Annotated in this window: 12 protein-coding genes; 9 read left to right on the forward strand and 3 right to left on the reverse strand. The window is 63.2% G+C overall.

From position 1 onward, the window contains the following. Positions 1-163: 163 nt before the first annotated feature. Positions 164-1,369: an MFS transporter gene (locus DKM43_RS11820; RefSeq protein WP_109798803.1), complete on the forward strand. Its 1,206-nt coding sequence runs from the start codon at positions 164-166 to the stop codon at positions 1,367-1,369. A 313-nt stretch (positions 1,370-1,682) separates the two neighbouring features. Here DKM43_RS11820 and DKM43_RS11825 read toward each other — a convergent pair whose 3' ends face one another. Next, positions 1,683-4,019 carry a TonB-dependent receptor gene (locus DKM43_RS11825; RefSeq protein ID WP_109798723.1) on the reverse strand — a complete coding sequence of 779 codons (2,337 nt, stop codon included), beginning with the start codon at positions 4,017-4,019 and terminating at the stop codon, positions 1,683-1,685. Between the two features lie 175 nt (positions 4,020-4,194). Between DKM43_RS11825 and DKM43_RS11830 the strand changes: the two genes are divergently transcribed. From DKM43_RS11830 to DKM43_RS11855, 6 genes are all read left to right on the forward strand, one after another. Beyond that, a complete protein-coding gene (locus DKM43_RS11830; RefSeq protein WP_236632544.1) occupies positions 4,195-6,204 on the forward strand; it encodes an alpha-glucosidase in 2,010 nt (669 codons plus the stop codon). Further along, entirely contained in the window at positions 6,201-7,214 is a 1,014-nt protein-coding gene (locus DKM43_RS11835; protein WP_109798724.1) for a LacI family DNA-binding transcriptional regulator, read from the forward strand. Before DKM43_RS11830 ends, DKM43_RS11835 begins: the two co-directional genes overlap by 4 nt. After that, entirely contained in the window at positions 7,211-8,125 is a 915-nt protein-coding gene (locus tag DKM43_RS11840; protein ID WP_109798725.1) for an aldo/keto reductase, read from the forward strand. Before DKM43_RS11835 ends, DKM43_RS11840 begins: the two co-directional genes overlap by 4 nt. Before the next feature lie 94 nt (positions 8,126-8,219). Beyond that, complete coding sequence (locus DKM43_RS11845) at positions 8,220-9,308, forward strand: LLM class flavin-dependent oxidoreductase (protein ID WP_109798726.1); 1,089 nt, start codon at positions 8,220-8,222, stop codon at positions 9,306-9,308. A 13-nt stretch (positions 9,309-9,321) separates the two neighbouring features. Further along, positions 9,322-10,809 carry a glycerol-3-phosphate dehydrogenase gene (gene glpD / locus DKM43_RS11850; RefSeq protein ID WP_236632545.1) on the forward strand — a complete coding sequence of 496 codons (1,488 nt, stop codon included), beginning with the start codon at positions 9,322-9,324 and terminating at the stop codon, positions 10,807-10,809. Further along, positions 10,809-12,299, forward strand: coding sequence for a glycerol kinase (locus DKM43_RS11855; protein WP_109798727.1), 1,491 nt, complete (start codon positions 10,809-10,811; stop codon positions 12,297-12,299). The genes glpD and DKM43_RS11855 overlap by 1 nt, the downstream gene beginning before the upstream one ends. Before the next feature lie 69 nt (positions 12,300-12,368). Here the strand turns inward: DKM43_RS11855 and DKM43_RS11860 are convergent, their stop codons facing one another. Continuing rightward, positions 12,369-14,585, reverse strand: a complete 2,217-nt coding sequence (locus tag DKM43_RS11860; protein WP_236632546.1) for a TonB-dependent receptor — start codon at positions 14,583-14,585, stop codon at positions 12,369-12,371. Positions 14,586-14,835: 250 nt separating this feature from the next. Between DKM43_RS11860 and DKM43_RS11865 the strand changes: the two genes are divergently transcribed. Continuing rightward, the gene (locus tag DKM43_RS11865) at positions 14,836-16,764 is read left to right on the forward strand and encodes a flavin-containing monooxygenase (RefSeq protein WP_109798729.1); all 1,929 of its coding nucleotides are present in this window, start codon (positions 14,836-14,838) and stop codon (positions 16,762-16,764) included. Positions 16,765-16,839: 75 nt separating this feature from the next. Here the strand turns inward: DKM43_RS11865 and DKM43_RS11870 are convergent, their stop codons facing one another. Further along, on the reverse strand, positions 16,840-17,835 hold the full coding sequence (locus tag DKM43_RS11870; RefSeq protein ID WP_109798730.1) for an alpha/beta hydrolase: 996 nt from the start codon (positions 17,833-17,835) through the stop codon (positions 16,840-16,842). Positions 17,836-18,103: 268 nt separating this feature from the next. On the opposite strand from DKM43_RS11870, the gene DKM43_RS11875 reads away from it, so the two are divergent. Beyond that, positions 18,104-18,499 (forward strand): VOC family protein, encoded by a 396-nt coding sequence (locus DKM43_RS11875; RefSeq protein WP_109798731.1) that lies wholly within the window; start codon positions 18,104-18,106, stop codon positions 18,497-18,499. The last annotated feature ends 23 nt before the right edge of the window (positions 18,500-18,522 follow it).

Genomic DNA, 18,522 nt, shown 5'->3' on the forward strand with positions numbered 1-18,522 from the left:
GGGCGCCCTTATGTCCTACGGTGTCACATTCTGCTTTCCTTACGCGCCGCAGCGGCTATCTTGCAAGCGATAAGCGCGAATGGCGCAGGCTATTCTGGGAGAGCGGGCAATGAATGACGTGATGCAGCATGGGGGCACGGTCGATGCCAATCGGGGCCAGTTGATGGCACGCGGTGCGGGCATCGCGCTGGTCATGCTGCTTTTTCTCGGAAATGCGCTGAACTATGTCGATCGGCAGGTTCTTGCCCTGCTGAAGCCCACTCTTGAGGCAGAGTTCGGCTGGACCGACAGCGATTATGCGCACCTTGGCTCCTCGTTTCAGATCGCGGCGGCGGGAACGCTGCTGTTCGTCGGCTGGTTCGTTGATCGTCTGGGGGTGCGGGTGGCCTATGCCGTTGCTGTCACGGTGTGGAGTGCGGCCGGCATGGCCCATGCTCTGGCGCAGACGGTGCAGCAATTCGTGGCGGCGCGCATCGTTCTGGCAGCGGGCGAATCCGTCTCGACACCGGCCGGGCTGAAAGCGGCGGCCACTTATCTTCCCGTTGGTCAACGCAATTTTGCCATCGGGCTGGTCAATACCGCCCCCAATATCGGCGCGATTCTCACGCCCCTGATAATCCCGCCCTTTGCACTGGCGTTTGGCTGGAAGGCGGCCTTTGTCGTCACCGGGGCACTGGGTTTCCTGTGGCTTGCGGGCTGGTGGTGGGGCACGCGCAACCTGCGGCCCATCGGCAATGCCCCCGAACGCGCCCGTGTGCCGTGGCGCGCACTTCTTTCTGACCGCCGGACATGGACCGTCATCGGCGCCAAGTTCTGCACCGATGCCGTCTGGTGGTTCGTGCTTTTCTGGATGCCCGATTTCTTCAACCGGCAGTTCGGCCTGGGGCAGGGCGCGCTGGGCTGGCCGATTGCCATCATCTTCACGCTGGCAGCACTGGGCGCCCTGACTTCTGGCGGGCTTTACCCGATCCTGCTTGGCCGAGGCTACAGCGTGAACCGGGCGCGCAAGACATCCATGCTGTTCTACGCGCTCGTCGTTCTGGCGATGCCGCTTTCCTTGCAGACGGGCAATCCCTGGCTCGCCGCCGTGCTGATAGGGCTTGGTCTGTTTGCCCATCAGGGCTTTTCCACGAACGTCTTCGGCATGACCGCCGACGTGATCCCTGCCACCCGCGTTGCCAGTGTAATCGCGCTTGGCGCCGTGGCCGGAAATCTTTCCGGCACGGCCATCATCGAGTTTGCCGGATGGTCTCTGGGCAACGGGCTTGGCTACATTCCGCTTTTTGCCCTGTGCGGCAGTGCCTATCTCGTCGCTCTGGGATTCATTCACCTGATGTTGCCCCGGCTGGAACTCGCCGCCGGGCAATAGGACAAGCCTTCACAGAGGCGGGAGCAGGCACTGGTGGCGTAGCGTCGGTGCCTGTTCTGCTGCGTCGATGGGCATGTCTCCGCAAAGAGCTCCGCGCCCTGACAAAGGCTGCGTAACGTAGGCGCAGTGCGACAAGGCTCTGCGCCCGTTGCTTATTTCCCGCGTATCAGCAAGATCGTCGAGCCAGCCTTGCATGGCACGGAGCTGAGAGCGGGGAAGGGTAGCCACGTAAGTCCCGGCGGCGAAAAAAAGAGACCCCGGACTGCTGTCCGGGGTCTCGTCCCGTCAGGAATGAGGGGTCGACGGGCGACGCTTACCTGATCTTCGCGCGCAGGCTCACGCCAAAGTAGCGGTCGGCATCGCGGGGGATTTGCAGGCGCTGGCCCGCGCTCACGTTGAGCAGGGCATAAGCCTTGTCCGTGATGTTCCGCGCATGAAGCGTCAGGCGATAGAGGTCATCCGGATCGGAGAAGCCGATGCTGGCATTCCAGATGCCATAGGCATCGATCGGTCCGGATTCACCCAGATCGGAGAACTGCTTGCTGACATGGCGGAAGTCGGTGTCGAGATAGACTTTCACCCCGCCCAGATCACGCTCGTAGCTGCCACCCAGCGTGTAGGTGAACTTCGGCGCCAGCGGCAGACGCGTGCCATTGCGCGCGTCCGGCGCGTTGGTCAGCGGGTTGGGGTTGAACTTCTTGACCTTGGCATCGGCATAGGCCCCGCTCGCGCGCAGGGTCAGGCCGTCAACCGGAACTGTCAGCAGGTCGACTTCGAAACCTTCGCTCTTCACCGAGCCGGCATTGGTCAGGTTGGAAACGACCGCCCCGTTGAGCAGCACGAAGTTGTTGGCCTGGAAACCGTTGTAGGTGACGGTGAAGGCCGCGGCGTTGAACTGCACGCGGTTGTTCAGGAACTGCGACTTCAGACCCACTTCGAAAGCGTCTGAGGTTTCCTCGTCGATCGGCACCGCGTTGGTGGGGGCGGTGTGGTTGAAGAACACGTTGAACGCAGGCCCCTTGTAGCCGCGGGTGTAGCTTCCGTAGAGCATCACGTCGCGCGAGGGCGTGTATTGCAGGACGGCGCGGCCCGAAAGGTTGCCGTTGCTGCTGCTGCCGCGCGAGGTGTTGGTGCCGTTGCCGCCCGATGCAATCGTGCCGCCTGCCGGGCTTCCCGAAACGCCGGGGCCGGTGGCAGGTGCGCCATTGGTTGCGTTCACGCCCGGTGCGCGGGTGTGGGTGAACTCAAGATCATCCCAGGTATAGCGCAGGCCGCCGATCAGCGAGAGCTGCTCGGTAAGGCGATAGGTGGCCTGTCCGAAGACGGCATAGTTGCGCACCTTCACGTCGCTGAACGAGGTGGCGGTGGGGAAGATCGTGTTGACCGTATCGGCAAGGTTGCAGGGCCGCGCGCCCGAAGCCGCCACCGGCAAGGTTGAAGTGGCGCAGGTGATGGTGCGGCGCGTGAAGTCCTGCTGGTTGTCCGATCCCCAGGCGAATGCGCCTACCTGATAGAAGAACGGCTTTGTCTGATCGGAAGCAAGGCGCACTTCAAGGCTGAGCTGCTGCGTGCGCACCACGCCGTTGTCATGCAGTTCGCCGGTTCCCACGATCGGGCGCGGCAGGAAATCGCCTTCGCGGATTTCCTCGTTGCGCCAGTTGCGATAGCCCGCAATCACGCTCAGCACGTGGCTTTCGAATACGTCGAAATCGCCCGTCGCGGTAAGGCTCCACTGGCGGTCGCGCGTGCGGGTGACAAGGTTGTGGTTGACGAAGCGCTGGCCAAGCCCCTGTGCCACGCCGCCCGGAAGGCCAAGCTCGGCGTCAAGCACCGCGCCCCGGCTGACCGTGGTCACGTCGGCGCAGCAATCGTCATCGGCCTCGAAATAGTCGGCGATCAGGCGCAGGCGCGCGCCGCCCTTGTCATAATCGAGGATGCCGCGTGCACCATAGTGTTCGTAGCCGTTGATCTTCTCGTTGCGGCCACCAAAGACATTGGTGATGTTGCCATCGAACGAGCCGTAGAAGCCGGTGATGCGCCCGGACAGCCCTTCTGCGAGCGGGCCGGAAACCGCGGCGCGAAGCCGGTATTCCTTGCCTTCGAACCATTCGGCGCGGGCTTCGGCCTCAAGCGTGTCGGTGCCGCCCTTGGAAACCATGTTGACGAGGCCCGCCGATGCGTTCTTCCCGAACAGCGTGCCCTGCGGACCGCGCAGCACCTCGATCCGTTCAAGATCGACCAGATCCATGAAAGCCTGGCCCGACCGGCTGAGGACGACGCCATCGACAACGGTCGACACGCTCGGTTCTGCGGCCACCGAGAAGGTGATCGTGCCCACGCCGCGCATCACGATGGCGCTGTTGGCGCTCGTCGTGCCCTTGCGGAACGTTACCGAGGGGACGAGGCGGGTGATGCCTTCAAGGCTCGTGGTGCCGGTGGACTCAAGGCGGTCGGCCGTGACCGCGCTGATCGCGATCGGCACGGTCTGGATGTTTTCCTTCACCTTCTGTGCGGTGACGACGATTTCACCGATGCCGCCGCTGGTTTCCTCGGATGCCTCCTGGGCATGGCCCTGTGCGGCAACCGCCAGCGACAGGGCGCTTGCCGATGCGGCAAGCACGCGTGCAACGGGTAATCTGGTAAAGCTCATGATGTCTCTCCCTGCTTGAATGCGGTCTTTCAAGGGTGGCAATCTCCCTTGCGGTCGGCCGCGATTGACGCTTGATCTGCTATGGCCGTCTCGATATGTCAAGCGGTGTCAGAAGAACGGACACGGCCTGCGGTCATTTCGCCACAGTCGCGCCGCCGGGATGAGGAAAATCACGTTGGAACTGCGGTTCGAGACGGGAAATGAAGGGTTCGAGCTCCGATTCGGGGATCGTCTCGTTCTGCGTCATGCGCTCGATTGTCCTGCGGTGGTCATTGCGCGTGGCAACCCCGACGTGCTGATGTATCGCGGCAACTTCCGCATTTCCGACGCACCGCATGATGTGCTTGCCCCTACCGCATGGCGTTCGTGCGAGAGCGGCGTGGAACTGCTCCACGACGACGAGGCGGTTGTCCGGCTGACTGCTGCGGGCAACGTGATCGATGTGCGCGCGCTGCGACCGGGCCATGATCGCCTGCGCCTGCACTTTCATGCCGAGCCGGACGAATGCGTGTGGGGCGGCGGCGAGCAGATGAGCTATCTTGCGCTCAACGGCCGCAGCTTTCCCGTCTGGACCAGCGAACCGGGCGTGGGCCGCGACAAGTCCACCGAACTGACCCGCATCATGGACGCCGAAGGCATGGCCGGCGGCGATTACTGGAACACCAATTACCCCCAACCCACCTTCCTCACCTCGCGCTGGCTGGCGATCCATCTTGATGCAAGCTGCTACAGCGTGCTCGATTTCACCGACCCTTCGCGCCACGCGGTCGATGTCTGGAGCGGGGCGGCCCGGTTCGAGCTTTTTGCCGATGATGGCCCGCGCGGGCTTGTCGGTCAGCTTTCGTCCCGGTTCGGGCGCCAGCCGGAACTGCCCGAATGGGCCATCGGCGGGGCGATTGTCGGGCTGAAATCAGGCGCATCCAGCTTTGACAGGCTTGAGCGTTTCATCGCTGCGGGGGCCGCCGTTTCGGGCTTGTGGTGCGAGGACTGGGCCGGCATCCGCGAAACCAGTTTCGGCCGCCGCCTGTTCTGGGACTGGCATAGCGGCGCGCGCAGTGCCGAGCGCTATCCTGATCTGCGCGGGCATATTGCCGCGCTGGCCGAACGCGGCATCCGTTTCCTTGCCTATGCCAATCCCTATATCGCGGTCGACGGCGATCTTTACGATGAAGCGCGGGCGGGCGGGCATTTCTGCCTTCGTCAGGATAGCGACGAGGTCCATCTCGTCGATTTCGGCGAGTTTGATTGCGGCGTTGTTGACTTTACCCGCGCCGAAACGCGCGCGTGGTTTGCCGAACGCATTCTGGGGCGCGAGATGCTGGATATCGGCATTTCCGGCTGGATGGCCGATTTCGGCGAATATCTGCCCACCGATCTGCGCCTGGCCGATGGTTCGGACCCGATGGAGGCGCACAACCGCTGGCCCGTGCTCTGGGCCGAGGTCAACGCCATGGCGCTGGCATCGCGCGGCAGGACCGGCGATGCCCTGTTCTTCATGCGAGCGGGGTTTTCGGGCGTTCAGGCATTCTGCCCCCTGCTCTGGGCCGGGGACCAGTCGGTCGATTTCACCCGCCATGACGGCATTGGCACGGTCATCACGGGCGCGCTTTCGGCTGGTCTGGTCGGCAATGCCTACAGCCATTCGGACTGTGGCGGCTACACTTCGCTGCATGGCAATGTGCGCACGGCCGAACTGATGCAGCGCTGGTGCGAGCTGGCCGCCTTCGCACCGGTCATGCGCAGCCACGAAGGCAACCGTCCGGACGAAAACCTTCAGTATGACAGCAACGACGAGCTGCTGGCCTGCTTTGCCCGCTGGAGCCGCGTGCATGCCCATCTTGCGCCTTATGTCCGCCATCTGACCCATGAGGCGCGCAGCCACGGCCTGCCAGCGCAGCGCCCCCTGTTCCTGCACCATCCGCAGGAAACCGCGCTCTTTACCGTGCAGGACCAGTTCCTCTACGGTGCCGACCTGCTGGTGGCGCCGGTCATCGAGGAAGGTGCTGTGTCGCGCCGGGTGATCCTTCCGGGAACACATGTCTGGCGGCATTGCTGGACGGGCGAGGACTTCGCTCCGGGCGCGCATGACATTTCTGCTCCGATCGGGCAGCCACCCGTGTTCTACCGGCCGGACAGCGCCTTTGCGCCGCTGTTCGCAGGGCTGAAAGGGGTGCTGGAAGGATGAGCGAGCGGGCCAACATCAGGGACGTGGCAGCGAAGGCGGGCGTTGCGGTGAAGACCGTGAGCCGCGTGCTGAACGGCCATCCCTATGTCAGTGCCGATACCAAGGCGCGCGTCGAGGAAGCGATGCGCGCGCTCGACTTCCGGCCAAGCGTTGCCGCGCGCATCCTTTCGGGCGCCAAATCGAACCAGATCGCGCTGATCTACGACAATCACAGCCCCTACTACATGTTCCAGATCCAGACCGGCTGCTGGGACTTCTGCCGCGCCAACGGCATCCGTCTGCTGGCCCAGCCGGTCGATGTGGCCGATCCGCAAGTGGGTGAGCAGGTGCGCGGACTGGTAACGGAAACGCATGTCGACGGGATCATCCTGTCATCGCCCGTGACCGATTGCGACCCCGTGCTGCGCGCGCTGGAATCGCTCGACATTCCCTTTGTTCGCATTTCGCCGGGCACCAACCACGCGCTGACCAGTTCGGTGTTCATGGACGATGCGCAGGCCGCCGACGACATGACCACGCATCTCATCAACGCGGGGCATCGGCGCATCGGGTTCATCAAGGGGCACCCCAATCACATGGCCTCCGATGATCGCCTGTTCGGTTATCGCCGCGCGCTCGACAGGGCGGGGCTGCCCTATGACCCCGTGCTGGTTTGCGATGGCGCGTTCGATTTCGATTCAGGCGTTCGCGGCGGGCGCATGCTGCTGGACCTTGCCAACCGGCCAACCGCAATTTTTGCCTCGAACGATGACATGGCCGCCGGTGTGCTGGCGGTGGCGCATGACCGGGGCATAGCTGTGCCGGCCCAGCTTTCGGTTGCCGGTTTCGACGATACCACGCTGGCGCGCACGGTCTGGCCGCCACTGACCACGATCCATCAGCCGATGGCCGAACTGGCGCGCACGGCAACGGAAATCCTCATTGCTGGTGGCGACATCACCCACCGCCGCCTGCCCCACACCCTAGTAGAGCGCGGATCGGTCGCGCCGCCAGACAGGACTGTTTCATGAGCGAACTGCCCCTACCATCTGCCACGCGCCTCCTTGGAAAGAGCGGCATTGCCGTCTCGACCATTGCCTGGGGCATGTGGCGTCTTGCCGAGGATGGCCGCACCGCGGCCGATGCCGCGCGGCTGGTTCACGCCGCGCTCGATGCAGGGATCACCTTCCTCGATACAGCCGACATCTATGGCTTTGACGGCACCGGCGGCTTTGGCGATGCAGAAGCGCTTCTGGGCGAGGTGCTGGCTGTCGAACCTTCGCTGCGCCAGCGCATGGTGCTGGCCACCAAGGGCGGTATCCTGCCCCCGCTGCCCTATGATCAGAGCGCGGACTACCTGCGCAAGGCGATCGAGGATTCGCTGCGCCGCCTGAAGGTTGACGTGATCGACCTGTGGCAGATCCACCGGCCTGACATTCTCGCCCATCCGCAGGAAGTGGCGCGTGTGCTGGATGATGCGGTGGCATCGGGCAAGGTGCGCGCGCTCGGCGTGTCGAACTTCACCATGGCGCAGATTGCTGCGCTCGATCATTTCCTCGGTTCCGGTCTGGCAACGACCCAGCCCGAAATCAGCCCGCTGCGCATTACCTGCTTCGAGAATGGCGAACTGGATCAGGCGATGATGCTGGGCCTGACGCCGATGGCATGGTCGCCGCTTGGCGGAGGGCGTCTCGCCTCGCCCGAAACCGCGCGCGACAAAGCCGTGGCCGCAGCGCTGGATGCGGTGGCCGAAGCGCAGGGCGTTTCCCGCACGGTGGCGGCCTATGCGTGGCTCATGGCGCATCCTGCGGGCATCGTGCCGATCATCGGATCGCAGAAGGCTGAACGCATTGCCGAAGGAGCTGAGGCGCTGAACGTGCGCTGGACGCGCCAGGAGTGGTATGCCGTGCTTGTCGCGGCAAGGGGAGAGCGGCTGCCGTAAAGGCCCGCACAGGATTGAAACGCAAGGGCGCACGGCACCGTTTCGCGGTTCTGCCGGCAAGGAGACGCGCCCGCTGCATGAAGGAGAGGCAAAGATGGCCGAACAGAATTGCGAAATCGCCTGGTTCTCGGCGCTGTGCGACGACGATTACGAGTTCCTCGGCGTGCCCGACAAGTATCTCCAGTCAAGCTGGGAGCATTGCCGCAACATCGTCCTGCGCGCCGAAGAGGGCGGCTTCGACAACATCCTGCTGCCATCCGGCTATCAGCTGGGGCTTGATACCACTGCGTTTGCAGCCGCCGTGGCCACGCAGGTGCGCCGCATCAAGCTGCTGTGGGCCACGCGTATGGGCGAGGACTGGCCGCCGCAGCTCGCCCGCCGCATCGCCACGCTGGACCGTATCCTTGGCCCCAATGCAGCGGGCACCGGCGGACGGCTGAATGTCAACATCATCTCGTCCGACATGCCGGGCGAAACCATCGCCAGCGGTCCGCGCTACGCCCGTGCGACCGAGATCATGAAGATCGTGCGCACGCTGCTCAACGGCGAGCATCTCGACTTTCAGGGCGAGTTCTACAAGCTCAAGCTCGATCCGCCGCGCATCGGCACCATTTCGGGCAAGTGCCCCGCGTTCTACTTCGGCGGTCTTTCGCACGATGCGCGCGAATGCGCTGCCGAGGCCAGCGACGTTTACCTGATGTGGCCCGATACGATGGACAAGGTGCGCGAGACCATTGCCGACATGAAGGCGCGCGCCGCCCGCTTTGGCCGCACGCTGAAGTTCGGCTACCGCGTCCATGTGATCGTGCGCGAGACCGAGGATGAAGCGCGCGCCTATGCCGACCGGCTCCTGTCCAAGCTGGACGACGAGGCGGGCAAGGCGATCCGCGAAAAGTCGCTCGATGCCAGGAACTACGGCGTGCAGCGCCAGCAGGAACTGCGCGGGGCGGCCGATGGCGACGGGTTTGTCGAAGAGAACCTGTGGACCGGGATCGGGCGCGCAAGATCGGGCTGCGGCGCGGCGATTGTCGGCACGCCCGATCAGGTGCTGGCCAAGCTGCGCGCCTATCAGGCCGAGGGGATCGAGGCGTTCATCCTTTCAGGCTATCCGCATGTGCAGGAAGCCGACATGTTTGCCCGCTATGTGCTTCCGCACATCAAGCACGGGCCGCTGAACATCTGATAGGGTGGCTGGCGTGGACACGCAGGACACGATCTTCGATGTCGCCGTCATCGGCGGCGGCGTCAACGGCACCGGCATCGCGCGCGATGCGGCGGGGCGCGGTGCCTCGGTGCTGCTGCTGGAGGCGGACGATCTGGCCAGCGGCACGTCGTCCAATTCCAGCAAGCTGATTCACGGCGGTCTGCGCTATCTGGAGCATTACGAGTTCGGCCTTGTGCGCGAGGCGCTGGGCGAGCGCGAGAAGCTGTGGCAAATCGCGCCGCACATCATCTGGCCGATGCGTTTCGTGCTGCCCTGGGTTGAGGGGCTGCGTCCGCGCTGGCTGCTGCGGCTGGGGCTGTTTCTTTACGATCACCTCGGAAAGCGCAGGCTTCTTCCTGCAACGGAATCGATCCGGCTTGACCGTCACCCGGCCGGTGCGCCGCTCAAGCCGGAGTTCGTCCACGGTTTCGTCTATTCCGATGGCTGGGTGGACGATGCGCGGCTGGTCGTGCTGAACGCGCGCGATGCCGCCGACCGGGGGGCAGAGGTGCGCACGCGCTGCCGGGTCGAGCAACTGGAGCGCGAGGGCGATCTCTGGCGGATAGGGACGGTGCTGGGCGCCTTTCGTGCGCGTTCGATCATCAATGCGGCAGGGCCTTCGGTTCTTTCGATCCTTGATCGCAGCGGCGAGCAGCACACCCAGTCGATCCGGCTGGTGCGCGGCTCGCATATCGTTGTGCCGAAGCTGTTCGACCATCCCCATCCCTATATTTTCCAGCTACCTGACGGGCGCATCTTCTTTGCGATACCTTATGAGCACGACTTCACCCTGATCGGCACGACTGACCGCGATCACGTGGCTGGCCAGCCGATTGTCGCCAGCGAAGAGGAAATCGCCTATCTGTGCGAAGGCGCGAGCCGGTTCTTCCGCAAGCCCGTCAGGCCCGCCGATGTGGTCTGGACCTATTCCGGGGTCAGGCCGCTGGTCGATGACGGTTCGGGCAAGCCAGAGGCGGCAACACGCGGCTATCGCTTCGAGGTGAGCGATCCCGAAGCGGGCGCGCCGATCCTTTCGGTCTTCGGTGGCAAGATCACCACGTTCCGCACACTTTCGCAGGAAGCAGTGGACCGCATGGCGCAGCGCATCCCGGCGCTGGCAGGCGCCCACTGGACCGACCGCGCGCCGCTGCCCGGCGGGGATTTCGGCGTTGGCGAAGTGGAAGCGATGGTTGCGGCATTGCAGCGGCACTATCCGTTTCTCGAATCCGGCTGGGCGGAGCGTCTCATCCGGTGCTATGGCACGCTGGCCGATGAAGTTCTGGCCGGGGCGCAAGGCTTGCAGGACTGTGGCGAACACTTCGGCCACGGTCTGACGGCCAACGAGGTGCGCTATCTGGTTGCGCGCGAATGGGCGCGCGAGGCAGACGATGTGCTGTGGCGCCGCACCAAGCTGGGCCTGCGGCTGTCAGCGCAGCAGCAGGAACGCCTGCGCCGCTTCATGGGAGAGATCACCGCGTGATGACCGACACCTTGGCAACAGACCAGCGCTGCATCCTCGTGCTCGATGAAGGCACAACGTCGACCCGCGCCATGCTCTATTCGGCTGGCGGCGAGGTTCTTGCCTCGGCGCAGGAGGAACTGACCCAGCATTATCCCGCACCCGGCCTTGTGGAGCACGACGCGGCCGAAATCTGGGAGCGCACCTTGCGCTGCGCCCGCGCGATGGTTGAGCGCGCAGGTGGCCCCTCGCGCATTGCGGGGATCGGCGTGACCAACCAGCGAGAAACGGTGGTGGCATGGGACCGGTCAACCGGGCGGCCCGTCACGCGCGCGCTTGTCTGGCAGGACCGCCGGACCGAGGATCGCTGCCGCGCCCTGCGCGAGGCCGGGCACGAAGCCATGGTGCAGGAAACCACCGGCCTGCTGCTCGATCCCTATTTCTCTGCCAGCAAGATGGCATGGATCCTTGAAAACGTGCCCGAAGCGGCAGCCCTTGGTGATCGGCTTGCATTTGGCACGGTGGAATCATGGCTCGTGTGGAACCTCACGGGCGGGCTGCACATCACCGATGTGACCAATGCGAGCCGCACCATGCTGATGGCGCTGACCGGCAAGGACTGGGAGCCGGCCCTGTGTGACCTGTTCGGCATCCCCCGCTCGGCCCTTGCGCAGATCGTGCCGAGCGCGGGCAGCTTCGGTGAAACCCGCGCCGACCTGTTTGGCGCGCCCATTGCCATAACCGGTCTTGCCGGTGACCAGCAGGCCGCCACGATCGGGCAGGGCTGCTTTGCCATGGGCGAGGCCAAGGCCACCCTGGGCACCGGGGCCTTCATCCTGTCCAACATGGGCACGCGTCCGCCGCGCTCCACCCACCGGCTGCTCGGAACAGTGCTGAGCGAAGTGAACGGCGAACGCATGTTTGCGCTCGAAGGATCAGTTTTCGTTGCCGGAAGCCTTGTCAAATGGCTGCGTGACAGCATCGGCCTGCTTGACAACGCGGCCGAGAGCGAGGCCATGGCACGTTCCGTCAAGGACAGCGCCGGTGTGGTGGTGGTGCCCGCGCTTTCGGGCCTTGGCGCGCCCTACTGGCTGGCCGATGCGCGCGGCAGCATCACCGGTCTCAGCTTTGCCGCAACCCGCGCCCATATCGTGCGTGCCGCGCTTGAATCGATCGGCCACGTTTTTCACGATCTGGCCGAAGCCTTCGCTGCCGATGGCGCGCCGTGGAAGCTGCTGCGGCTTGATGGCGGGATGAGCGCGAACGACTGGCTTGCGCAGGACATCGCCAACATCCTGAACCGGCGCTGCGAACGGCCTCAGGACGTGGAAACCACCGCGCGCGGCGCGGCTATCCTTGCCGCTATCGGCGCAGGTCTCTTCCCCAATCTTGCCAGCGCGGTCGCCATGGTCAGCCCGCGCACCGTGTTCGATCCGCAGATGAACGCACACGAGCGCGCCGCGCGGCTAAGTGCATGGCAATCCGCAATCGGTCGCCACGCAGCACCATAGGATCTTGGCTGCACAAGGCCCGCGTGGCGGCGGTCAGGGCCGGGGGTGGCCCCGGCCTTTCCTGTTGCGTCAGAAGTTTACCCCCAGCGTCACGCCATAGGTGCGCGGCGGAGCGACAGAGCCGACGCGGACACTGTTGAACAGGGGGGCGGTGATGATGTTGTTGGTGATGACCAGCTTGTTGGCAAGGTTGCGCCCCCACACATCGACCGACCACTTGTCGTCAGCCGAAGTGAAGCGCAGTCCGGCATTGATAAGCGCATAGGGGCCTTGCGTGGCATCGGCGTTGTTGAACTCGGTGAAGAACACCCGGTCCTGCCAGTTCACCTCCGCGCGCGCGTTGAGCTTTCCGGCCGAACCAAGGGCAAAGTCGTAGTCCGCACCCGCACGGAACGAGAACTCCGGCGCATTCGACAGCCGGTTCCCTGCAAGATTCACCTGCGCAAAGCCCTGTCGGTAGTCACCCGTGGTGAAATTGCGATACTTGGCGTTGAGATAGGTGCCAAACAGTTCAAGCGTCAGCCCCTGAACGGGTCTCGCGCGCAGTTCCGCTTCCACGCCATAGTTGCGCGCGGATGCGGCGTTGACAGTCGTCACCACGCTGCTGGCATCGACGAAGCCGACCTGGAGATCGGAATAGTCCATGTAGAAGGCGGCAAGATTGGCTTGCAGCTTGCGGTCGGCCGTTGCCGTCTTGAGGCCGACCTCATAGCTCCACGCATATTCCGGGTTGATCACGTCGTTGCGCGAACCCACGTTGATGACGCCCGATTTGAACCCGCGCGTGACCGAAGCATACGCGAGGGTCGTGTCGCTTGCCTGATAGTTCAGGGTAAGGGTCGGGGTGAATGCGTTCCAGCTCTTCTGCTTGTCGGTGTTGACGCTGCCAAGGAAATCGAACGTGCCGACGCCCTTGCGCTTTTCATGGCTGAACCGCCCGCCCGCCGTCAGTTTCAGCTTGTCGGTAAGCGCATAGGAGCCTTGCGCGTAAAAGCCCAGAGCATCGATGGTGACAGTGCCGAATTGCAGGTAGTTGGCGCCATCCAGTGCGTTGTCAGGGACTGTGGGCGGAAGCTGGCCTGCCAGCTTGAGCAATACCGCTAGATTGGTAAGCGGCACGCGCACGCTGCCGAACAGGTTCTCGTGGAAATACATGGCGCCGATCAGCGCGTCGAACTTCTCGCTCTTGTAGGTGCCGACGAACTCCTGACTGAAAGACTTGCTGCGTTCGTCATAGTTGTTTTGGCCGAACATGTTCGCGCTTGAACCATCGAGGTCGTTGCGGTTGAAGCGCGTGAACTTGCGATAGGATGTTATCGACTTTACGTCCCAGTCGCCTGGTGTCCACGTGATCGTGCCGGTGAAGCTGTACCCATCGCGCTTGTTGAGCGGTTCCTGATCGGAATAGATGTTGCGCAGGTTGGGCTGCCTGCCAGCCGCCGCAGCCACCGTGAACAGCGACTGTCCGCCAAGAAGCGCGCCGAGAAAGTTTTCCGGCGCCACGGTCGGGCCGAAATAGTGGAAGGCATAGTTGCTGTCGTTCTCCTTGAAGTATTCGCCGGAAAGGAGAACTTCCAGATCGTCGGCGGGCTTGGCAAGGATGCTGCCACGAAAGGCGTAGGCATCGCGATCATCGATGTCCTTGCCAGTGAACTCGTTGATGCCGAAGCCGTCCCGCTTGTCGTATTTTCCGGCAACGCGCACCATCAGCCGGTCGCCACTCAATGGCCCGCTCATCGCGCCTTCCAGAGCGATGGCATTATAGTTGCCGTAGCTGGCGCGGAGATAGCCATCGAGCGTTTCGGTTGGCCGCTTGGTAATGAGGTTGATGGCACCGGCGGTGGCGCCGCGACCGTAAAGCGTGCCCTGCGGTCCGCGCAGCACTTCGACGCGCTCCAGATCGTAGAAGCCCGAAAGCTGGGCGGCAGGCCGCGCAATCTGCGCGCCATCCTGAAGGAAGGCGACGCCGCCGTCCGCGCCAAGATCGATGCTTGTCATGCCTATGCCGCGGATGAAGATGCGGTTCACGCCGAACTGGTCGCCAACCGAAAGGTTGGGGATCGCAGTGGCGAGCGAAGCCACGTCCTTGACCCCGCCCACGCCTAGATCGGCAGCCGAAATGGCAGATACGGATGCCGGAACCTTGGAAAGCGCTTCCGAACTGCGTGTGGCCGTCACCACGATATCGGCAAGCCCTTCTGCGGGCGGTGCGGCTTCCTGTGCCAGAGCGGGCACGGCAAGCAGCGCTCCCCCGGCCAGCAGAACGCCGCGCGAGGCTTTGCGCAAGTTCGAACCAACACACGCGGAAATCCGGTCGCAAACCATGATCTATCCCCTCATCCCTCGCAGCTTCTAAACTGCGCGCTTATTTATCTACTGATGCGTAGATACAGGTTATATCGGGTAGATGGCAAGCGATATTGCAGCATCCCCTTCCGATCACGGGAAAGCGCAGAACAGTCTGCCTGTGGATCAGGTCTTCCAAGCTCCCGAAAATTGATGTAAGCGCATACTTACATATTGGGAGATTGCGGATATGGTTTCGACTCTGGCGGCAACGCGAAACACCTTCAGACCTCTGGCTGATGAGGCCGCGCTCGCCCACGCTCTCGACGAGGCAAACGTGCCAACCTTGCTGGCCGCCTATGTGCATCTCTCGCACGATCGCGAAATGCTGGAAGCCTTCGCGCCGCATATCCGCCCCGCCTATTCCGATCCGCCCACGTCCATTCCCGATGCACTGGCGGATGAACTGCGACTCAAGCTGCGCGATCTGCTGACCACTGGCCGGGGCATTGCCGACCGTGCGCCCTCGGACGACCTGATCCAGCAGATCATGTCGGTGACAGTCGGCGAGCCGGTCGAAGACGAGTTCATCGAGCTTGTTCACGATCAGTGCGGTTTCCGGCCATGGATCGATCGCAGCAGGCAGCCCGGCCGCACTGCGCCCCAGGCCGGTTTCAAGGTGCTGGTCATCGGGGCCGGCATGACGGGCATGGCCGCTGCCACCAAGCTGCGCGAGGCCGGTTACGGATTCGTGGTGATCGAGAAGAATCCCGAAGTTGGCGGCACCTGGTATGAGAACCGCTATCCGGGGGTTGGCGTCGATACGCCAAGCCACTTCTACAGCTTCAGTTGGGAGATATGGCCCGATTGGCAGCACTATCACCCGCTTGGCGCCGACATGCAGCGCTACATGACGAGTGTTGCGGACAAGTATGATCTGCGACGCGATATCCGTTTCAACACGACCGTGGAAGCGCTGGTGTGGTGCGGGAAATCATGCACGTGGACTGTGACTGTCCGCAACGCCGACAGCTCGCGTGAAGATCTCATCGTCAACGCCGTCATCAACGGACATGGACCCGTAAACCGATTGAAAATGCCTGATATTCCTGGTCTTTCGGACTTTGCGGGGCCGGTCGTTCACACCGCGGCCTATCCGGCCGATCTTGATCTGACGGGCAAGCGCGTTGCCGTCATCGGCACGGGCGCCAGCTCCGCCCAGCTTTGCGGCGCCATTGCAGCCGAAGTTGCCGAACTGACGGTTTATCAGCGCACCAGACACTGGGTGCTCTACAACCCTGAAATTGCCCACGAAGTGAGCGATGGCATGAAATGGGCGCTCGCCAATATCCCCACGTTCAAGGAATGGTTCCGCTTCCGGGTCTATTGGGCGGCTGCCGATGGCCTGTTCTCCAACGTGCTGAAAGACCCGGCATGGGCCGACAACATGCTGGCCGTGTCCGAAGGCAACGAGATGACGCGCCAGTATGCGCTTGCCTATATGCAGCAGCGCTTTGCCGACCGGCCCGACCTGATCGAGAAGCTGACCCCCGATTTCCCGATCTTCTCGAAGCGGATCATTCTCGACAATGGCTGGTTCGATGCCCTTGCCCGGCCCAATGTTCATCTGGAGGATCAGGGCATTGCCCGCATCCTTCCCAATGGGATCGAGGCGAAGGACGGCTCCGTCTTCGAATGCGACGTCATCATCTGCGCCACGGGCTTCAACGTTGCAAAGATGGTCGGCAATCTTGTGATCAAGGGCGAGGGCGGTCGAGATCTGGGGGAAGAGTGGGGAGCGGAAGACCCGCGCAGCTATCTTGGCATGTGCGTGCCCGGCTACCCGAACTACTTCCACACCGTCGGACCCAACAGCGCGCCCAATCACGCCGCAGGGCAGAACCTGATCTCGGAGGCGCAGGTGAACTGGATCATCGAGGCGCTTGACCGGATAAACGAGAGCGGTGCGCGCGCCTTCGAGGTGACACAGGAGGCATTCGATGCGTGGAACCGCAAGGTGAATGAGCGAATGCCGGAGATGATCTGGACGCACCCCCGCGCCAATTCCTATTACAACAACTCCAAGGGCCGGGTTTTCCTCTCATGGCCCTGGCGTCTGGTCGATTTCTTCAATGCCACGCGGCGGCCGGAACCGGGAAGCTACCGCCTGATCCCATAGCGACGATGGCTCAGGGCGAGCCTGTCCGAACCGCGACTTTCTGTGCGTCTGTCGCGGTTCGTGCCTGCCGCGCAGCTACGCCTTGCCGATGCCCAGATGGCGTTCAAAGAAACGCGCCATGATGCTGATCGCCTCGCGCGATTCGGGCAGAGCAACGCTGAACCAGAAGCCGTGCGGCATGGCTTCGAATACGCAGAGTTCTGCCTCGCGTCCGGCCTTGCGCAAGGCGAGGTGGAACATCGCGGCCGAACTCAGCACGGCATCGCGCGTGCCGCTGATCAGCAGTGTTGGCGGGAAGTCGGAAAGATCGCCCTTGATCGGAGCAAGGAGCGGATCATCCCGGTCGGCCTTGCCGATGAACACGCCGCGTTCGCATTGCGGATCATCCAGCTTGGCTCCGATATGGCCGTAGAAGCCCGACAGCGTCAGGTAGTTGAACGTATCGCCAAGCTGCGTCACATCGCCGCCAGCGGTGAACACACCGCATGCTGCGGGAAGCGGCAGACCCTCCTTCCTGAACCGCATGATCGCCATGGCCGTGAGGAAGCCGCCTGCCGACGTGCCGAAAAGGATGACGTCGCTGGCGGCATGGGTCTTGAGCGCATTGCGATAGACCGCGACGATATCATCCACGGCAGCGGGGAAGGGGTGCTCTGGCGCGAGGCGATAGTCCACGGCGATGACCTCGCAGCCCGTTTCCGCCGCGATCGGGATGGCTTCGACCAGCGAGCCGGACCCCATGACGAAGCCGCCGCCATGCAGGTTTATCAGAACCTTGCCCGTATGGCGCACACCCTCCGCAGGTGTGATGCGATGACAGCGCACACCAGCGATAACAGTGTTCTCGACTGTGCAGGGATAGGCTTCCAGCGCTTGCTGGTTCAGCCATTCGAACATCGGTGCAAGCGGTTCGCGCATGTGCCACATCGGCACCGGCGGGGCGTCTTCGGGCATCTGCTGGTTGGGGTCGAAACGCAGGTAAGCCTTGGCCTCCTCGCTGATCGTGTCGGGTACGTCGAGCTTGACCCTGCCGAGATCGACCACGCCATTCTCGACATTGTAGCTGCGCATGGAGTTTGTTCCTCTCTCGTCACTGGCTTCGCTCAATCGGTCAACAGGGGCGCGTGCCGCTGATGCTGGGCAGGTCCGGGACCGGTATCAACCGGTTCCGGCATCCGCGCCGCTGGCCTGCCTTTCGGCTTGTCATTGCGCAGCATATGCGCGAAGAGGCTACGATAATCAATGATAGTGAGTGCTGATTCACTTTCTTTGCAGAATATGTTCCGGCAAAGATCGGGCCTTGGCATCACGTTGCATGCGAAGACGGGAGACCGATACGATGAACGCACCCGCGGGCTTCACCAAGCTCATCTGCCGCGATGAAGAGGCCATGGCCGCCTATTACGGCAAGGTCTATGGCTATGGGGCAGTGCAGCGCGTTTCAGGCACCAGCGATGGCGAACCGTTTCGCGAGGTCATCCTTGCGCCCGGTGGTGACTGGACGAAGGGCTCGCTCGTCATGTTCAACTTTATCGAACGCGATGCACCGCGCGATCAACAGGTGATCCTGGGCTTCATTGTCGATGACATCGACGCGCTGGCAGAGCGCATCACCGCCAATGGCGGCAAGCTTGTCGGCCCGATCCGCGACGAAGGCGAACACGGCGTGCGTGTGGTCTTTTCCACCGATCCCGAAGGGGCGCTGTGCGAGAACGTGCAGATGATTGCGCATTGATAGAACAAGGAGAGGCAGGTCTG

It is taken from the genome of Novosphingobium meiothermophilum, from assembly GCF_003171715.1.
Taxonomy (GTDB): Bacteria; Pseudomonadota; Alphaproteobacteria; order Sphingomonadales; family Sphingomonadaceae; genus Novosphingobium; species Novosphingobium meiothermophilum.